Genomic DNA, 16660 nt, shown 5'->3' with positions numbered 1-16660 from the left:
CGGCGAGCGCTCAGGCCGGACGGTCCGGTGGGGGGACCACCGCCGTCGGGTCGCCCCGCTCGATGAGCGCGGCGATCTCAGCGGCCCGCAGCCCGCGCAGTGCCAGCACCCGGGTGCCCCAGCGGTGCAGGCGGCACGGGTGTGGGCTGGCATCGTTGCGGCAGACCACACCCCCGGACCACCGCCGGGGGGCGTGCACCACCACCGCCCGCACGGCGAACTGGGTGTCCTCGCCCGTCACGTACGGCGGCAGGGGAATGTCGCGAAGAACCTCCCCGGACGCTTCACCGGTGCCGGACGAAGCGGCACGACGGACGCGGTGGGCGGTGCTGCTGCTCATTTCCGCTGCCTCCACACTGGATGGTCGGATGGGGACAGCAGAAAGTTACGTCGCATTCGACGCTCCGCGACGGACAAACTGTCCCGCCGCCGCCCGCGCGGCGATGGATCGGTCAGTCAGCGCACCGCCACGGCCTGGAGGCCGACGTTTCCGCAGTGCTGCGTGAAGACCTTCTCGACGGTCCACTTCAGCAACAGTCGAGCACCCTTCGGCAGGGTGAAGCGGATGGTGAACTGGGCGCTCTGACTGGTGTAGGGATCTTCCAGCCGCGCAGTGCTGGCGGGCCCGCCGGTGGACAGCCGCGCTTCCAGCCGCCCGCGTGCCATCCAGATGCCGCCGTACAGCTGGACCGTGCGCGGCCCGCCGCTGCCCGCGACGGCGAGACTGAAGCCGTTGCCGGCACCGCAGGTGTAGACACCGTTGGAGGTGCCGTTCGTCGAGCGGTTCGGTGTGCCGTCGGACCAGCGCACGTACTCCTGGTTGCCGTCCCAGCCGACCCGCCTGCCGGCGCCTCCCCCGTCGATGATCTCGCCGGAGCCGGAGCGCTTGCGGATCGTCGACCTGCCGCCGTCCTCCCCCCAGTGCACCCAGTCCCGGGTGCCCACGGCGGTGAGGTCGACGGCGGCGGGCATCTCCTCCCGGCTCACCGACAGCGCCGGCGCACCGGGCTTGGCCGGTGGTGGCGGCGGGGCGGGCGGGCTGGTCGACGGTGTCGGGTCCGGCGAGGGCGGGCGCTGGCGCGGGCGCAGACCGGGGGTGGCCGGCCCCGCCTCACCGGTGCGCCCGTCGGCGGCCGGGAGAACTGGGGAACGGCCGGTCCCGGCGGACCCGCCGCCCAGACCCACCTGGTCGTCCGGCTCGGGCCCGGACCAGAAGCTGAGGTACGAGATCAACAGCACCAGGCCGACGAGTACGGCGGCTCCCTGAACCACAAAGCGCCGCCGCTGCCGGGCGCGGCGCAGCACGCTGCGGGTGAATCCGGCGGTCGTGGCACGCGGACGGTGCCTCGGCGGCGCGTCGCCAGCCCTCGAACCAGCCCGCGTGCGGTCTTCGTCCGCCACCGACCCCTCCAACTCCACCGCCCGGCCGTCCTGGACCGCAGCGGACCACACCGTCCACTGTGGGCCGATTCACGTTTACACGGGCGTGGACGACACGCTAGATCCGGACTGCCGGACGTGTCCAGCCCACAACGGGACGCTGTCGGACAACCTGGCCCGCCCGGACTGGCACTTCGGCAGCCCACGACCGCCTTACGCGTCAGCCGATCCGGAAACCGAGCAGCTGCGCGATGGTCACGGCCTGCTCGACGTCGATGATGGCACCGGCCCGTTCGACGACCGTCGGGTCGAGCGCGGTGAGATCGCTGCCCCGCAGGTCGGCGCCGCCGAGCCGGACATTGGTCAGCTGGGCGCCGGAAAGATCGACGCCAGTGACGGAGGCACCGGTCAGATTGGCCCTGGTGAGGTCCACCTCGCGCATGCGCACCCCGGTCAGCCGAACGCCGCGCAGGTCGGCGCCCGGCAGCGCGGCGAAGGACCAGTCACCGCCGTCCACCGTCAACGGACGCAGATCACATTCGCTGAAGGTGCTGCCGACCAGCTTGCAGCCGGTGAACTCGGCCTCGAAGAAGTTGCACCGCCGAAAGACGCACCGGGTGAACGCGGAGTCGACATGCCGGGAGGAGTTGAACGCCACGTTGCCGAACGTGCACCCGGTGAAGACGGCGCCTCTGCTCACCGCCTCGGTCAGGTCCACCCCGAAGAACTCGCAACCCACGAAGTGCCGGTCGGTCAGCTCCTCGCCGTACCAGTCGTCGTTGCGGAAGGTCACGTCCTCGGTCAACTCCGGCATCCGGCCAGGCTAGTGGGCACCGCCGACGGCCGACGGACGGCGGGCCGGTGCCGGCCCCCTTCCGACGCCGGTGTACCGGCGAGTAGGTTCGGCGGCGTGAGTGTGGCTCGGAGCATGGACCCGGATCAGATCGGTTTCGACAGGGCGCGGCTGGCGCGGATCGACGAGCACTTCGGCAGGTACGTCGACGACGGCCGGCTGTCCGGCTGGCAGGTGGTGGTCACCCGCCGCGGCGAGGTGGCGCACTCCTCGACGTACGGGCTGCGCGACCGGGAGTCGGGCGCGCCGGTCGAGGCCGACACCCTGTGGCGGATCTACTCGATGACCAAGCCGGTCACCTCGGTCGCGGCGATGATGCTGTGGGAGGAGGGCCGGTTCGAGCTGACCGACGAGATCAGCCGCTGGCTGCCCGAGTTCGCCGACCTGCGCGTCTACTCCAAGGGGTCGACGCTCAAGCCGTACACCGTGCCGGCGGTCGAGCCGATCCGGGTCTGGCACCTGCTCACCCACACGGCCGGCCTGACGTACGGCTTCCTGCAGACCTCGGTGGTCGACGGGCTCTACCGGGCCGCCGGCTACGACCTGTACCCGCCGGCGGACGTGGACCTGGCCACCGCCAGCGCGACCTTCGGCGAGCTGCCGCTGCTGTTCCAGCCCGGCACGGCGTGGGGCTACTCCGTCGCCACCGACGTGCTCGGCCGACTCGTCGAGGTGATCTCCGGGCAGAGCCTCGACGCGTTCTTCGCGGACCGGATCTTCAACCCGCTGGGCATGACCGACACCCGCTGGTGGGTGGAAGGCGACGAGGCCGAGCGGCTGGCCGCGCTCTACGTACCGGATCCGCGCAGCGGCCGGGCCGTCCGCTACGACAGCCTCGGGTCGCTGGCGTTCCGCAAGCCGGCGTTGCTCTCCGGCGGCGGTGGTCTGATCTCCAGCGCGGCCGACTACCACCGCTTCACCTCGCTGCTGCTGCGCGGCGGGGAGCTGGACGGCGTCCGGCTGCTCGGACCGCGCACGGTGCGGCTCATGACCCGCAACCACCTGCCCGGCGGTCAGGACCTGGGCATCCTGTCCACCGGCGGCTTCGCCGAGACCACCCTGGACGGGATCGGGTTCGGCCTCGGCTTCGCGGTGGTCGACGACCCGATCCCCAGCCGGTTGCCGAGCAGCGTCGGCGAGTACTACTGGGGCGGAGTGGCCAGCACCGCGTTCTGGGTCGACCCGGCGGAGGAGATCACTGCCCTGCTGTTCACCCAGCTGATGCCGTCGAGCACCTACCCGTTGCGCTCCCAGCTGCGCCAGCTCGTCTACGCCGCCCTGGTCGACTGACGGTTCGCCGTTCCACCGACGCCGAGTCGGCCCACTGCCTAACCTGAGCCGGTGAGCACCATCGTCGTGTTTGGCGCGGGCGGCACCGCCGGTTCGCGGGTCGTCGCCGAGGCGGCCGACCGGGGGCATCGGGTGATCGCCGCCGTCCGCCGCCCGGAGGCCACCTCGTACCTGCCGGCCGGGGTGCGGACGGTCACCGGCGACGCGACCAGCCAGCGGAGTGTGCGGGAGCTGGCCCCGGACGCCGACGCGCTGGTCGTGGCGATCGGCGGCGGCGAACGCGAGCTGTGGCGCGACGCGGCGGAGAACCTGGTGACCGCACTGCGCGGGATGGCGGCCGCACCGCGGATCATCCACTTGGGCGGCGGGTCCACCCTGCTCACCCCGGGCGGCACCCGCATCCTCGACGAGCCGGACTTCCCGGCCGAGTACCGGGACGCGGCGCTGGGCCAGGCGGAGGCGCTGGACTACTACCGCACCGCCGCCGACGGGGTGACCTGGACGTACGTCTCGCCGCCCCCGCTGGAGTTCCACCCCGGCGCCCGCACCGGGCACTACCGCACCGGCACCGACCAGCCGGTCACCGACAGGCAGGGCCGTTCGGTGCTCACCTACGAGGACCTGGCGGTGGCGATCGTCGACGAGATCGAACAGCCACGACACCGGAACGCCCGCTTCACCGTCGCGTACTGACCGGGGTGCCGTCCGGCGGTGCTCAGTCGGCGAGGCGGGCCGGGAAGCCACCGGTGGCGATCGGACCCCAGGCGTCGATGGTGACCCGGATCAGCGACTTGCCCTGGCGCACCATCGCCGCCCGGTAGTCGTCCCAGTCCGGGTGCTCGCCGGAGATGCTGCGGAAGTACTCGACCAGCGGCTCCAGCGCCTCGGGCAGGTCCAGCACCTCGGCGGTGCCGTCGATCTGCACCCACGGGCCGTTCCAGTCGTCGCTGAGCACGCAGGCCGAGACCCGGGGGTCGCGGCGGATGTTGGTCACCTTGGCCCGCTCGGGGTAGGTGGACACGACCAGCCGCCCCTGCCCGTCGACCCCGGCGGAGACCGGGGAGGACTGCGGGCGCCCGTCGGCCCGGGTGGTCATCAGCAGGACGTGGTGCCGCGGCCGGAGGAAGTCGAGCAGGCCGTCCCGGTCGACCCGGGTGTTCGTTGCGATGCTGCGTGCCATTACCCGTTCCTACCAGGGGGCGGGCGCGGCGACGGCGGCGGGTCAGCGGGGTCGGGCCGGGGAGCGGTGGACCGCCTGGGTGGGCACCCGGGGACGACCGGACGGACGCCAGGCCCGACCGTTGGCGTAGATCACCCGGAAACCGAGGTACGACGCGAGCGGCGCCCAGTGGGCGGAGCCCATCCGCAGCTCGGCGGCATTGTGGCGCTGGCCGTTGGCGAGCACGTCGAGCAGAACCGTTTCGAAGGCCGCCGATTCGACCCAGTCGACTTCCCGGGTGAAACCGCAGATCAGAGCGGCTCCGGTGACCTCCAGGAACTCGCGCAGGACCGCGTCCGAGGCGCGCAGCACCGAGCAGCTGCCGAAATAGAGTCGCCGGCCCTCGGCGCGGCCGGCCATCAGCTCGGCCACCTCGTTCAACTCGACCGACTGCCAGTCGGTGAGGCAGAGCCGGCTCGGCTCGCCGTGCATGGCGAAGAAGCCGACCCGGTGGTCGGCGTACTGCTTGAGCAGCCAGCGGTCCAGGAAGTAGAACAGCTCGTCGCGGGTGGCCGCGTCCTTGTGGATGAAGCGGATCTTGCCCAGCCGCTCCAGCAGCTCCAGCGTGGGCAGCACCGAGCCCCGCTCGTTGAGGTCCCGGTGCCACTGGCCCTCGACACAGAAGACGCCACCGCGTGCCACGCGCACCTCCGCCAGTCCGCCGCCCGGGCTGACGTTACCGGCCGCCGCCACCCTGGGAACATCACCCTCGGTGTGGCGGAACGCGACGTTCGGTGTGCTTGGCCACTGAAATGCCGATCGGCAGGAAATGGCTGTTTCGCAAATCAGCCGAATTCCCAGGCAATACCCAGGGACAGCGGATTGTGAGCACGATTCTCGTTAATCGCCGCCAACGGCACGGATCAGTGCCAGGGTGGAAATCACGGGACTTCTCGGTCGATGTCCTGGAGCCACCCCATTCGCTCTCCTATCGGGAGGACTTCTGTGCGCGTAAACACCTTGAAGCGTGCCGCCGTCGCATTCGCCCTGGCACTGCCCGGGGCCGCAATCGCCACGGTGGTCGCCGCACCGGCGGCGCACGCGGACGGCTGTTACACCTGGAACCGCACCCTGACCCAGGGTCGTTCCGGCGACGACGTCCGGCAGTTGCAGATCCGGGTCGCCGGGTGGGCCGGCTACCGGGACATCGTGGAGAACGACGGCCGCTACGGGCCCAAGACCGCCGCCGCGGTCAAGCGGTTCCAGCAGGCGTACGGGCTGCGCGCCGACGGCATCGCCGGCCCGCAGACCTTCGCCAAGCTCTACCAACTCCAGGACAACGACTGCACGCCCGCGCACTTCAGCTACAGCGAGCTGGACAACGGGTGCGGCGGGAGCGGGTGGAGTGGCGGCCCACTGTCGGCGAGCCAGACCAAGCAGAACGCGCTGCGCACCATGTGGAAGCTGGAGGCGCTGCGCAAGGGCCTCGGTGACAAGCCGCTCTACGTGTCCAGCGGCTTCCGCAGTCGCGCCTGCAACAACCAGGTCGGTGGCGCGTCCGACAGTCAACACCTGTACGGCAACGCGGCCGACGTGACCTCGCGGACGTCCTCGCTGTGCCAGATCGCCCGCAACGCCCGCAACAACGGCTTCAGTGGGATCTACGGACCGGGCTACCCCGACCACGACGACCACGTGCACGTCGACTCGCGTCGGGAGAACAACAGCGACCGCAGCTCGAACACCACGAGCTGGTCCGCCCCGGACTGCGGGGTCGGTAACTGAGTCACCTCACCAGAGCGGCGTCGGCCCGACGCGGAGGGGGAATCTCCGCGTCGGCCCGACGTCGTGTCGCCCCGGGTCGGGGTGGGCGGAGGGGGTAGCGCGCTCAGCTCGCCCGGGGCCAGCGCGGCGCGGTGACGGGGGGAGTCACCGGCCGGCCAGCAGCGGTGGGCCGTACGCCCTGGGGGACGACCCGCGCGGCCTGCTGCCGCGAGGGCCCGGTCGCCGTGAACGGGAAGGGTACGTGCACAAACGGATTGCCGTGCCGGATCAACGCCTCGATCTGCCGCTCGTTGAGCCCGTGTGCCTCCAACACCCGCCGCCCCCAGCGATGCAGGCGGCACGGATAGGAGGCACCGTCGTTGCGGCACAGCGGCCCGGTCGGCCATTCCTCGGCGGTGTGCACGACCACCGCCCGGACCGCGAGCCGGACATCCTCGGGGGTCAACGGTGTCGGCATCGGCACCTCACCCAGCACCTGATCGATGGGATCCGTCGACTGCTCACCAACTCGCACGGCAGGCCTCCCGCAGTTCGGCAGCGGTACGGCGGACCCACCGCACCGACATCCTCGGTCAGGAGTACGGCGGGCACTGGCCGAAAGTTCAATTCCGGTACCCGGTAAGCAGATTCGCCCGAGGAACGGGCCGTCAGACCAGGCCGGCGTCGTGCACGAGCAGCGCCACCTGGACCCGGTTGTTCAGCTCCAGGCGGGTCAGCAGCCGGGAGACGTACGCCTTCACCGTCGCCACGCTCATGAACAACTCCCCCGCGATCTCCGCGTTGGTGTGACCCCGCCCCAGCGCTACCGCCACCTGCCGCTCCCGCTCGCTGAGCGCGTTGAGCAGCCGCAGCGCCCGTTCCCGGCGCGGGTCCGGGCCGACCGGGCCGGGAGCGGTGGCGGTCACGTGGGCGATCAACGTGCGGGTCACCGTCGGGGACAGGGTCGCCTCGCCCGCCGCGACCCGGCGTACGGCGTGCACGATCTCCGCCGGTGGGGTGTCCTTCAGCAGGAAACCGGCAGCCCCGGCGCGGAGCGCCCGCAGCACCTGCTCGTCGGCGTCGAAGGTGGTCAGCACCAGCACCTCCGGCGGGTGCGGCTGGGCACGCAGCGCCTCGGTGGCGGTCAGCCCGTCGACCCGGGGCATCCGGATGTCCATCAGCACCACGTCCGGGGTGTACGCGGCGACGGCCGCCGGGACCTCGCCACCGTCGGTCGCCTCGCCGACCACTGTCAGGTCCGGCAGGCCGCCGAGGATCATCGAGAGCCCGGCGCGGACCAGCGCGTCGTCGTCCACGATCAACACGCGCACCGGCGGCGCGGCCGCGCCGGCCGGCCCGCTCGCGTCCGGCGGTCCGGCTGCGCCGGCAGGGCTGGTCACGCCGACCACGGCAGCCAGGCGGCCAGCCGGAAGTCGCCGCTGTCGTCCCGCCCGTAGGCGAGCCTGCCACCGGCGAGGGTGACTCGTTCGCTGACGCCGACCAGGCCGGTGCCCGCGCCCGGCAGGGTGCCGCCCTCCGGTGTGCCGACCGGCCACCTGTTGCTGATCGCCACGCTCAGCCCGGTGCCCGGCCCGCCGGACACGTCCACGGTCACCACCGCTCCGGCCGCGTGCTTGCGAGCGTTGGTCAGCCCCTCCTGCACGATCCGGTACGCGGCCCGGCCCAGCGCCGCCGGCACCTCCCCCGGGCTTGCCACGCTGTCACTGACGTTGACCCGCACCCCGGCCGAGCGCGACTCGGCGATCAGCGCCGGCAGGTCGGCGAGGGTCGGCTGCGGCGGCTCCGGGGCGTCGCCGGCCCCGTCGTCCTCGGCGCGGAGCACCCCGATCACCTCCCGCAGGTCCTGCAGGGCGGCGTGCGCGCTGCCCCGGATCACCCCGGCGGCCCGGGCCACCTCGTCGGCCGGCGCGTCCGGGCGAAACTCCAGCGCGCCCGCGTGCAGGCTGAGCAGCGAGATCCGGTGCGCCAGCACGTCGTGCATCTCCCGGGCGATCCGGGTGCGTTCGAGGTGGCGGGCCTGGGTGACCCGCAGCTGCTGCTCGGCTTCGGCCCGTTCGGCCCGCTCCCGCAGCGACACGATCAACTGCCGTCGGGCCCGGACGAACATCCCCCAGGCGAGCACCGCAAAAGTGATCACCACACCCCACGACACGGTGGCCCAGTACGGCATGACCGGATCCGGCCGCGTCCAGCTGAAGACGAGGTTGGTGACGAGGCCGGCACCGGTGACCGCCACCGCGACGGCGGTCCGTCGGTGCACCACAACGGTGAAGTAGATGATCAGCAGCGGGATGGCGGCGGCCATCGAGAACAGGTTCAGCGGCAGTGTGGCAACCGCCAACCCGAGCGGCCACCGCCGCCGCACCCAGAGCAGCCCGCAGCAGACCAGCCCGATCAGCGCGTCCGCGCCGACCATCCAGTCGTACGGCAACGGAACCGCCGACTCCGGGCTGGGCGACAGCCCGTCCACCGTGGCGAACAGCACCCAGAGCAGGCCGAGCAGGAAGGCGAGGCTGTCCACGACCCAGTCGCGGGTGGTGCGGCGCGGACGCCGCCGCCCGCGCTCAGCCGGCACCACCAGCTCCCCCGGCAGCAGCCAGGGGTGCTCCGGGACGGCGAGGCTGGTCACGCACCCATGCTAGGGAGCCGTCGGGGGCACGACCAGCTACCAAAGTCGAGACCCACCGGTCGACCAAGGTCGACGCGGCACCGACCGGTGGCCGCAGCGGATGGCCGGGCGGCACGGGCACGCTCGACGACATGATCACCGTGGAGAACCTCACCAAGCGATACGGGCCACACCCGGCCGTTGACGACGTGTCGTTCCAGTGCGAGCCGGGCACCGTCACCGGCTTCCTCGGCCCCAACGGCGCCGGCAAGTCGACCACCATGCGCATGATCTGCGGGCTCACCACGCCGACCGCCGGCCGCGCCACCGTCGCCGGGCACCCGTACCAGGACCTGCCCAACCCGGGGCGGGAGGTGGGAGTGCTGCTGGACGCCTCCGCCCAGCACGCCGGACGCACCGGCCGCGAGGCGTTGACGCTGTCCGCGTACACCATGGGTCTGGACCGGCGCGAGGTCGCCGCGAAGCTCGACCTGGTCGGGTTGAACGCGGTGGCCGCGAAGCGTCGGGTCCGGGCGTACTCGTTGGGGATGCGCCAACGGCTCGGGCTGGCGCACGCGCTGCTCGGCGACCCCCGGGTGCTGATCCTCGACGAGCCGGCCAACGGGCTGGACCCGGAGGGGATCTTCTGGATGCGCGGCCTGCTGCGCGACTTCGCCGACCGGGGCGGCACGGTGCTGCTCTCCTCCCACCTGCTGCGGGAGGTGGAGGCGGTCGCGGACCGGCTGGTGGTGATCGGGGGTGGCCGGATCGTGGCCCAGGGCGACAAGAACGAGCTGCTGGCCGGCGGCGGCACGGTGGTCCGGGCCCGCGACGACGCGGCGCTGCGCCGGGCGCTGGAAACGGCGGGTCTGACCGCCGCCGACAGCACCGACGGACTGCTGGTGCAGGCCGACGCCGAGGCGGTCGGCCAGGCGGCGGCCGATGCCGGCGTCGCGCTCGCCGAGCTGCGCCCCGCCAGCGACGGCGGCCTCGAACAACTCTTCCTCACCCTGACCGCCGGCGAATCCACCAAGGAGGCCGTCCGATGACCACCACCACCGCGCCCGCCAGCGGCCTCGTCGCGCCCCGGCACCACACTCCGGTACGCCGGCCGTCACTGCTCCGCCTCACCGGTGTGGAACTGCGCAAGCTCGCCGACACCCGGGCCGGACGCTGGCTGCTGATCACCATCGGCCTCGTCGTCGTCGCGATCGTCACCCTCCTGCTGATCTACGCCGAGGACTCCGAGCAGACCTTCTTCACCTTCTTCGTCACGTCGCTGTTGCCGGTCAACGTGCTCCTGCCGGTGCTGGGCATCCTGTCGATCACCAGCGAGTGGTCCCAGCGCACCGCCCTCACCACGTACGCGCTGGTGCCCCGGCGGGAGCGGGTGGTGGCCGCGAAGCTGATCGCGGTGGTGCTGGCCGCGCTCGCCTCCGTGCTGGTCACCCTGGCAATCGCAAGCGTCGGGACGCTCGTGGCGTCCGCCACGGGCGGCGCGGGCACCTGGCGCGTCGACGCGGCGCTGATCGTGAACGCGGCGATCGTCCAGGTCGCCGGCGTGCTGATGGGTGCCGCCTTCGGCCTGCTGCTGCTCAACCCGCCGTTGGCCATCGTCGGTTACCTGCTGCTACCAACCCTCTGGTCGGTGCTGGGCGAACTGGTCCGACCGCTGCGCGGCGCTGCCGGTTGGCTGGACACCAGCCGGACCATGGAGCCGTTGTTCACCAGCCACGTCACCGGCGAGCAGTGGGGACGACTGGTGGTGTCCCTGCTGGTCTGGATGGTGCTGCCGCTGGCCGCCGGCCTGTTCCGGACGCTGCGCCGCGAGGTGTCCTGACCATGGACGCGGCCGACTACCGTCCGCGCACCGTGGTCAGCGGCGGCCCGTTGGAGCTGGCCGTCCTGTGGGGTGGCTTCCCGCTGCTCGGCGCGGGCGCCGGCTGGCTCCTGGCGGCGACGACGGGCTGGCTCGCCCGACTGCCGTGGGTGCCGTTCGGCGACCTGGTCCGGTGGCTGGACCGGTTGCCCGAGCCGCAGGCCACCGCCGGCGCCATCGCGGTGGGCGTGCTGGCCGGTCTGGTCATCGCCGGAATCGGCACCGCCGAACGGCTGATCGTCACCGTCGACGCGGCGCAGGTCCGGCTGCGCCGCTCCGCCGAGAACCGGACCGTCGCGCGGGTCGACGCCCGGGTGGCCTTCCTCGCCCACAAGCACCTGGTGCTGCTCGACGCCGACGGCGCGGAACTGGTTCGGGAGCCGACGGACCTGTCCGCCGCCGCACTCGCGGCGGCGTTCCGCGAGCACGGTTGGGGTTGGGCGGACGACGACCCGCACCGGTCGGCGTACCGGCTGTGGGTGCCCGACCTGCCCGGGTTGCCGACCGGTGCGGACGCGCTGCTACGGGCCCGGGAACGGGCGATCCAGCGGGACCGCCGCGACGACGCCCGGGAGTTGCGCCGCGAACTGGGTCTGATCGGGGTGGTGCTGCGCGACGACGACAAGCGCCAGTACTGGCGGTTGACCAACCGGGCCGTCGCCCCCGGGTCGGAGCAGCCGACTTCGGCCGAGCGGGACGCGGACGGGCGGTAGCGTCTGTCCCAGCAGACCCTGGGAGCCGCGCGATGACCGAACAGCAGCCGTACCGGGTGGTGTCCCGACACCCCGGGTTCGAGCTGCGTCGGTACCCGGCCCACCTGGTGGCCGAGATGCAGATCCAGGCGTCGTTCACCCGGGCGCCGATCGAGGCGTTCCGGCCGCTGGCCGCGTACATCGGCGGTGCCAATCGGGCCCGGGGTCCGCTCGGCACGGAGGCGGCCGGCGGCTCGGAGAAGATCGCCATGACCGTGCCGGTGATCCAGATCGAGGGCGAGTCGCCGGGGGCGTACCTGATCCAGTTCATCATGCCGGCCACCTTCACCACCGCCACCCTGCCCGAGCCGGTGGACGCCCGGGTGCGGATCCACCCGGTGGCGGCGCGGCTGGCGGCGGCGATGCGGTTCTCCGGGCGGTGGACGGAGCAGGCGTTCAGTCAGCGGGCGACAATGCTCGGCCGGTCGGTGACCGCGGCCGGGCTGCAACCCACCGGTGCCATCCGGTACGCGCGTTTCGACAGGCCGTGGAAGCCGTGGTTCCTGCGCCGCAACGAGGTCGTGCTGCCGGTCGTGGAGTGAGCTATCGGAGCTGCCGGCGGTCGTCGATGCTCGGTCGGGCCAGCAGCACCGCCATTCCCAGCCCGGCGAGCAGCCCGGCCAGTGAGACCAGCAGATCGGAGTCGGCGGCGTTGATCGGGCTGTTGCCGGCCAACGAGGTGAACGCCGCGCCGATCGGCAGCGCGATCATCATGGGGACGGCAGTGGCCACCAGAAACACGACCGGGCCCACCAACGCGAGGAGAGCCGCCACCCCGTGGTGCCACCAGACCGGCCGGCCGCCCGGCCAGTCCCAGGCCAGCAGGGTGACCCCGGTGAGCAGCACCGCACCGAGCGCGGCCTCCGGCAGCAGGCGGGTGCCGGGCGGGACGGCACGAACCAGCCCGGCCCCGAGCAGGGCGGCCACCGTGACGCCGGCCGCCAACGCGACGCGGGCCCGGGTCCGGGCCGGAGCCGCCGCCAGCCCGGCGCCGACCGCCACGGCCACCAGCAGCGCCGCCGTGGCCAGCGCGCCCTGGTTCAGCTCCGGCTCCCGGTCGGTCGGTGACTCCATCGCGGCGGCCACCAGCGTCAGCACCCCGGCCACGCAGGCCGCGCCGGTCAGCACCCGCCGGTCGGTGGCCGCAGGCGCGCCGCGCTCCCGCTGTGGCCGGCCAGGCTCGCGCGCCGACGACGTGCGGCGCTCCCACCACAGCGGAATGGCCGCGACCACGCCGAGCACGGTGCAACCGCCGACGGCGAGCAGCACCGTCGCGTCGACGCCGATCGGGTCGGCCCGGTCGATCGCCACGTCGGCGGCGACCCAGCAGCCACCCAGCAGCACCGCCGGGCCGCCCCACCGCAGCTGACCGCGCCCGGCCAGCACCAACCCGAGCGACACCGCCATGATCGCCATGAACCGCAGGTCGCGCGCCCAGTAGGCGTTGTTGCCCGGCAGGCGCTCCGACCACGGGCCGAGCGGCTCGGTCAGCGGTTGCCACCTGGTCATGCCGTACGCCCAGAGCAGCACGGCGACGGCGGAGAGGAACAGCCCGACCGGGCGCGCGGATCGCATCCATGGACGGTAACGGCCGGCTGGGCCCCGCGGGGGGCGCGGTCATCCGCCGACCGGTGACCGGGCGGGACGGTGACGCAGCAACCGCCACGTCGGCAGCACACTCGACAGCACCGCGAGCAGCAGACACAACCCCACCACCCCGGCGACCACCGGCCACGGCACCATCAGGTCGACAGGGGCACCGACCTGCTCGGCGAGGCCGGCACGGACGCTGAGCAGGCCGACGAACGCGACAGCCCCACCCAGCAGGGCGCCGATCAGCACCACCAGTGCGGACTCGGCGGTGACCAGCCAGATGACCTGCCGTCGGGTCGCCCCGGCCATCCGGATCAGCCGCAGGTCGGGGGCGCGGCCGGCGGCGGCCAGCAACAGCGTGTTGGCCACCGCGATGGCACCGTAACCGGCCGACACCCCGATCAGCAGCAGTGTGAACAGCCAGACGAGGCGGTCCTCGGCGGCGTCCGCCTCGGCCGCCCAAGCCGGGACGTCGAGGATCCGCGCGCCGACGGGCGGATCGATCCGGTCCCGGAGGTACACGGTGGAGGTCAGCGCCGACGGGTCGTGCGCCCGCACCACGGCCCGGGGTACGAGCAGGTCGCCGGGGATCGAGGTGTCGGTGACCACGGCGACGACGCGCAACGACACCGACGTCCCGTCGGCGAAGACCACCGGGTACGGCTCGGACGGCAGCAGGTTCGCCGACGCGGTGACCACCACGGCGTCGTCGCCCGTCAGGTCGTCCAGCGAGCCGGCGACGACGGTGAGTACCCGGTTCGCGGCGGCGAAGCCCTCCGGCTCCACGCCCAGCGCCGTCAGCGGCCGGTCCTTCGGCGGCGTCGCGGGGTCGGTGCGGTAGACGGTGGTGGGCAGGAGCGCGGTGCCGCCGGTCGCGGCGACGGCCCGGTCGGACAGGCCGGGCGCACGGTCCGGCACGACGATCCAGCCGGCGTTCACGTTGTCCGCCCGACCGGCCGCGTACGCGGCGCTGGTGGTGCGCACCATCCCGGAGACCAGCACCGCGAACGCGACGGTGAGCAGCACCGGAGCGGCGATGGCGGCGGTCCGCCGGGTCGCTGTCAACGCCCCGCCCCGGACCAGCATCCCGATCGCACCACCGGGGCGACGCACCGGGGAACGCAGCAGCCGCACCAGCGGCCCGACCACCACCGGGGCGAGCACTGTGGCACCGGCCACCAGGGCCATCACCGCGTAGAGCGCGTACTGCGCCGCCACCCGAGCCTCGTCGGCGGTTGCCGTGCCGACACTGAGCGCCACCCCCGTCGCGAGGAGCAACGTCCCCGTGGCGGCGCGCAGCCGGCCGATCGGCCGCTGTTCCACAGCGGCCTCGCGGAGCGCCTCCAACGGGCGTACCCGGGCCGCTCGGCGGGACGCCGACCAGACCGCCAGCACCGCGATCACCGGCCCGGCGGCGAGCGACACCGCCACCGGCCAGAGTTCGTAGCGGACCCGGAAGGTCGACGGTTCGTAGCCGACGTCGACGAGCAGCCGTCCCAGCACCGGCGCGAGCGCCGCGCCCAGCAGCAGGCCGACCAGCCCGGCCGAGGCACCGACGGCGAGCGCCTCCGCGCCCACCATGCGGCGGACCTGGCGGCCGGTGGCGCCGACCGCGCGCAGCAGACCCAATTCCCGGCGGCGCTGTGCGAGGGTGAACGCGAAGGTCGAGGAGACCACGAACACCGTGACGAAGCCGGCGAGAGCCGCCGTGGCGGTGAGCACCTGCATGCCGATCCACCGGGTACGGGCGTCGCCGGGCGGCTCCAGCACCCCCCGCGCGGCACCGGTCAGCACCCGCCCGTCGCCGCCGACGACCCCGCGCGCCGCCATGGCGACCCGCTCGGGGTCGGCCCCCGGGGCGAGCACCAGCCCGATGGCCCGGACGCCGGGTGCGAGGGCGGCGGCGACCTCGTCGGCGACATGCACGCCGGGCCCGTCGACCAGACCGGTCACGGTGTACGGCTCGGGGCCGACGGCGGTCAGCACTGTGACCGGCGCGCCGACGCGCAGCCCGAGCGCGCGGTCGACGACCACCTCGCCGGCCCGGCGGGGTGACTCGCCCACCGTGAGGCGCAGCCCACCCAGTTGGGCGCTGGACCAGCCGTGCCCCTGGTGGGCGTCCTCCCGCCCGCTGTCGGCAGCCGAGGGTCGGCCGTCCACGAGCGGCTGCGCGTAGAAGGTGCGGTCCGGCACCGCCGCCACGACGTCCGGCAGACCGGACAGCCGGCCGACGAGCCCGGCCGCGGCGGTGGCGGACCAGGGCCGGGTCGGCACGAACTGGTCGGCCGACGCTCCCGCTTCGGGGCTCTGCACCACGACCGCCGCCCGTGCCAGCCGGTCCGGCACCTGCGGGCGGCCGGAGGCGAGCAGCAGGGTGGCCGCCGCGACCAGCGTGACCCCGATGGCGACGGCCACGAACGCGCTGGCCGATCGGCGGACGCTCAGCACGACGACTCCGCGACGATCTCCCGCTCGGCGATCCGGGCCGCGACGGCGGCGGCGGTGATCCCGCCGGTCAGCTCGTCGACGACCCGGCCGTCGGCGAGCAGGAGCACCCGGTCGGCGTACGCGGCGGCGGCCGGATCGTGGGTCACCATCACCACTGTCTGCCCGTGGTCGTCAACGAGCGCGCGCAGCAGCCGCAGCACCTGCCGCGAGGACGCGCTGTCCAGCGCCCCGGTCGGTTCGTCGGCGAAGACCACCGCCGGACGGGTGATCAACGCTCGGGCCACCGCGACACGTTGCTGTTCGCCGCCGGACAGCTCACTCGGCCGGTGCCCGGCCCGGTCGGCGAGTCCGACGGCTTCGAGGGCGGCGGTGACGTCCCCGGCCGGCGGGCGGCGACGGGCCAGGCGCGACGGCAACTCGACGTTCTGCGCGGCGGTCAGTGTGGACACGAGGTTGAACGCCTGGAACACGAAGCCGATCCGGTCGCGCCGCAGCCGGGTCAGCTCGTCTTCGCCGAGGTCGTCGAGGCGGGTGCCGTCGATCGTGACACTCCCCTCGGTCGGGCGGTCCAGCCCCGCCGCGCAGTGCAGCAGGGTGGACTTCCCCGAGCCGGAGGGGCCCATCACCGCCGTGAACGTGCCGCTCGCGAAGCTGGTGGTCACGCCGTCGAGCGCTGTCACCCGCCGGGTGCCGGTGCCGTACACCGCGCGCAACCCCGTCACTGTCACCGTGTCTGTGGTCATGACCGTTTACGGTGCCGAATGCCGGGGGTGCGGCGCGTCGTGCCAGGGCTGGCACTTGCCAACCCTCCCAGGGGTGGAGCCGGCGGCCCGGCAGCGCCGGCACGTCGTCCCCGGGGATGACCACCCGCGGGTGGACGCGGCCGGCCGAGCCGGCCGTTACCGTTCGACGG

Annotated in this window: 18 protein-coding genes; 7 read left to right on the top strand and 11 right to left on the bottom strand. The window is 73.3% G+C overall.

Translation table 11 applies throughout. The annotated features are described in order from the left end of the window. Window positions 1-10: 10 nt before the first annotated feature. From ACX27O_RS06515 to ACX27O_RS06505, 3 genes are all read right to left on the bottom strand, one after another. Window positions 11-340: a hypothetical protein gene (locus ACX27O_RS06515; protein WP_030331319.1), complete on the bottom strand. Its 330-nt coding sequence runs from the start codon at window positions 338-340 to the stop codon at window positions 11-13. A 116-nt stretch (window positions 341-456) separates the two neighbouring features. Further along, window positions 457-1401, bottom strand: coding sequence for a hypothetical protein (locus ACX27O_RS06510; protein WP_030331321.1), 945 nt, complete (start codon window positions 1399-1401; stop codon window positions 457-459). Window positions 1402-1600: 199 nt separating this feature from the next. After that, window positions 1601-2194, bottom strand: a complete 594-nt coding sequence (locus ACX27O_RS06505; protein ID WP_030331323.1) for a pentapeptide repeat-containing protein — start codon at window positions 2192-2194, stop codon at window positions 1601-1603. A 96-nt stretch (window positions 2195-2290) separates the two neighbouring features. Here ACX27O_RS06505 and ACX27O_RS06500 point away from each other — a divergent pair, with 96 nt between their 5' ends. Further along, window positions 2291-3523 (top strand): serine hydrolase domain-containing protein, encoded by a 1233-nt coding sequence (locus tag ACX27O_RS06500; protein ID WP_210862875.1) that lies wholly within the window; start codon window positions 2291-2293, stop codon window positions 3521-3523. A 51-nt stretch (window positions 3524-3574) separates the two neighbouring features. Beyond that, window positions 3575-4216, top strand: a complete 642-nt coding sequence (locus ACX27O_RS06495) for an NAD(P)-dependent oxidoreductase (protein ID WP_030331327.1) — start codon at window positions 3575-3577, stop codon at window positions 4214-4216. Between the two features lie 22 nt (window positions 4217-4238). Here ACX27O_RS06495 and ACX27O_RS06490 read toward each other — a convergent pair whose 3' ends face one another. Beyond that, the gene (locus ACX27O_RS06490; RefSeq protein ID WP_357690483.1) at window positions 4239-4703 is read right to left on the bottom strand and encodes a PPOX class F420-dependent oxidoreductase; all 465 of its coding nucleotides are present in this window, start codon (window positions 4701-4703) and stop codon (window positions 4239-4241) included. A 42-nt stretch (window positions 4704-4745) separates the two neighbouring features. Then, complete coding sequence (locus ACX27O_RS06485; RefSeq protein ID WP_030331331.1) at window positions 4746-5384, bottom strand: DUF6642 family protein; 639 nt, start codon at window positions 5382-5384, stop codon at window positions 4746-4748. Between the two features lie 303 nt (window positions 5385-5687). Between ACX27O_RS06485 and ACX27O_RS06480 the strand changes: the two genes are divergently transcribed. Beyond that, complete coding sequence (locus ACX27O_RS06480; RefSeq protein WP_285793310.1) at window positions 5688-6467, top strand: D-Ala-D-Ala carboxypeptidase family metallohydrolase; 780 nt, start codon at window positions 5688-5690, stop codon at window positions 6465-6467. Window positions 6468-6570: 103 nt separating this feature from the next. On the opposite strand, the gene ACX27O_RS06475 is transcribed toward ACX27O_RS06480, so the two are convergent. The 3 genes from ACX27O_RS06475 to ACX27O_RS06465 all read right to left on the bottom strand — a co-directional run bounded on the left by ACX27O_RS06475 (window position 6571) and on the right by ACX27O_RS06465 (window position 9096). Further along, complete coding sequence (locus ACX27O_RS06475; RefSeq protein WP_030331335.1) at window positions 6571-6981, bottom strand: hypothetical protein; 411 nt, start codon at window positions 6979-6981, stop codon at window positions 6571-6573. 133 nt (window positions 6982-7114) lie between these two features. Then, window positions 7115-7864: a response regulator transcription factor gene (locus ACX27O_RS06470; protein ID WP_030331337.1), complete on the bottom strand. Its 750-nt coding sequence runs from the start codon at window positions 7862-7864 to the stop codon at window positions 7115-7117. Beyond that, window positions 7843-9096 (bottom strand): sensor histidine kinase, encoded by a 1254-nt coding sequence (locus tag ACX27O_RS06465; RefSeq protein WP_210861786.1) that lies wholly within the window; start codon window positions 9094-9096, stop codon window positions 7843-7845. Before ACX27O_RS06465 ends, ACX27O_RS06470 begins: the two co-directional genes overlap by 22 nt. A 131-nt stretch (window positions 9097-9227) precedes the next feature. Here ACX27O_RS06465 and ACX27O_RS06460 point away from each other — a divergent pair, with 131 nt between their 5' ends. The 4 genes from ACX27O_RS06460 to ACX27O_RS06445 are packed head-to-tail and all read left to right on the top strand — an operon-like array spanning window position 9228 to window position 12248. Then, window positions 9228-10124 carry an ABC transporter ATP-binding protein gene (locus tag ACX27O_RS06460; protein WP_458939061.1) on the top strand — a complete coding sequence of 299 codons (897 nt, stop codon included), beginning with the start codon at window positions 9228-9230 and terminating at the stop codon, window positions 10122-10124. Beyond that, a complete protein-coding gene (locus ACX27O_RS06455) occupies window positions 10121-10915 on the top strand; it encodes an ABC transporter permease (protein ID WP_030331343.1) in 795 nt (264 codons plus the stop codon). The genes ACX27O_RS06460 and ACX27O_RS06455 overlap by 4 nt, the downstream gene beginning before the upstream one ends. 2 nt (window positions 10916-10917) lie before the next feature. Beyond that, complete coding sequence (locus ACX27O_RS06450; protein ID WP_458939060.1) at window positions 10918-11667, top strand: YqeB family protein; 750 nt, start codon at window positions 10918-10920, stop codon at window positions 11665-11667. 32 nt (window positions 11668-11699) lie between these two features. After that, the gene (locus tag ACX27O_RS06445; protein ID WP_030331347.1) at window positions 11700-12248 is read left to right on the top strand and encodes an SOUL family heme-binding protein; all 549 of its coding nucleotides are present in this window, start codon (window positions 11700-11702) and stop codon (window positions 12246-12248) included. 1 nt (window position 12249) lies between these two features. Here the strand turns inward: ACX27O_RS06445 and ACX27O_RS06440 are convergent, their stop codons facing one another. The 3 genes from ACX27O_RS06440 to ACX27O_RS06430 are packed head-to-tail and all read right to left on the bottom strand — an operon-like array spanning window position 12250 to window position 16490. Continuing rightward, window positions 12250-13281 (bottom strand): hypothetical protein, encoded by a 1032-nt coding sequence (locus tag ACX27O_RS06440; protein WP_458939059.1) that lies wholly within the window; start codon window positions 13279-13281, stop codon window positions 12250-12252. A 42-nt stretch (window positions 13282-13323) separates the two neighbouring features. Continuing rightward, entirely contained in the window at window positions 13324-15747 is a 2424-nt protein-coding gene (locus ACX27O_RS06435) for an ABC transporter permease (RefSeq protein WP_458939058.1), read from the bottom strand. Further along, window positions 15741-16490 (bottom strand): ABC transporter ATP-binding protein, encoded by a 750-nt coding sequence (locus ACX27O_RS06430; RefSeq protein WP_458939057.1) that lies wholly within the window; start codon window positions 16488-16490, stop codon window positions 15741-15743. Before ACX27O_RS06430 ends, ACX27O_RS06435 begins: the two co-directional genes overlap by 7 nt. Between the last annotated feature and the right edge of the window lie 170 nt (window positions 16491-16660).

The organism is Micromonospora sp. SD19 (assembly GCF_054462275.1).
This window is presented reverse-complemented; position numbering and strand designations above follow the sequence as displayed.

What these genes read in the sequence shown, in the direction of transcription:
- ACX27O_RS06440 (WP_458939059.1), bottom strand. Translation starts at nt 13,281, where the DNA reads ATGCGATCCGCGCGCCCGGTCGGGCTGTTCCTCTCCGCCGTCGCCGTG.
- ACX27O_RS06505 (WP_030331323.1), bottom strand. Translation starts at nt 2,194, where the DNA reads ATGCCGGAGTTGACCGAGGACGTGACCTTCCGCAACGACGACTGGTAC.
- ACX27O_RS06490 (WP_357690483.1), bottom strand. Translation starts at nt 4,703, where the DNA reads ATGGCACGCAGCATCGCAACGAACACCCGGGTCGACCGGGACGGCCTG.
- ACX27O_RS06460 (WP_458939061.1), top strand. Translation starts at nt 9,228, where the DNA reads ATGATCACCGTGGAGAACCTCACCAAGCGATACGGGCCACACCCGGCC.
- ACX27O_RS06455 (WP_030331343.1), top strand. Translation starts at nt 10,121, where the DNA reads ATGACCACCACCACCGCGCCCGCCAGCGGCCTCGTCGCGCCCCGGCAC.
- ACX27O_RS06445 (WP_030331347.1), top strand. Translation starts at nt 11,700, where the DNA reads ATGACCGAACAGCAGCCGTACCGGGTGGTGTCCCGACACCCCGGGTTC.
- ACX27O_RS06515 (WP_030331319.1), bottom strand. Translation starts at nt 340, where the DNA reads ATGAGCAGCAGCACCGCCCACCGCGTCCGTCGTGCCGCTTCGTCCGGC.
- ACX27O_RS06450 (WP_458939060.1), top strand. Translation starts at nt 10,918, where the DNA reads ATGGACGCGGCCGACTACCGTCCGCGCACCGTGGTCAGCGGCGGCCCG.
- ACX27O_RS06430 (WP_458939057.1), bottom strand. Translation starts at nt 16,490, where the DNA reads ATGACCACAGACACGGTGACAGTGACGGGGTTGCGCGCGGTGTACGGC.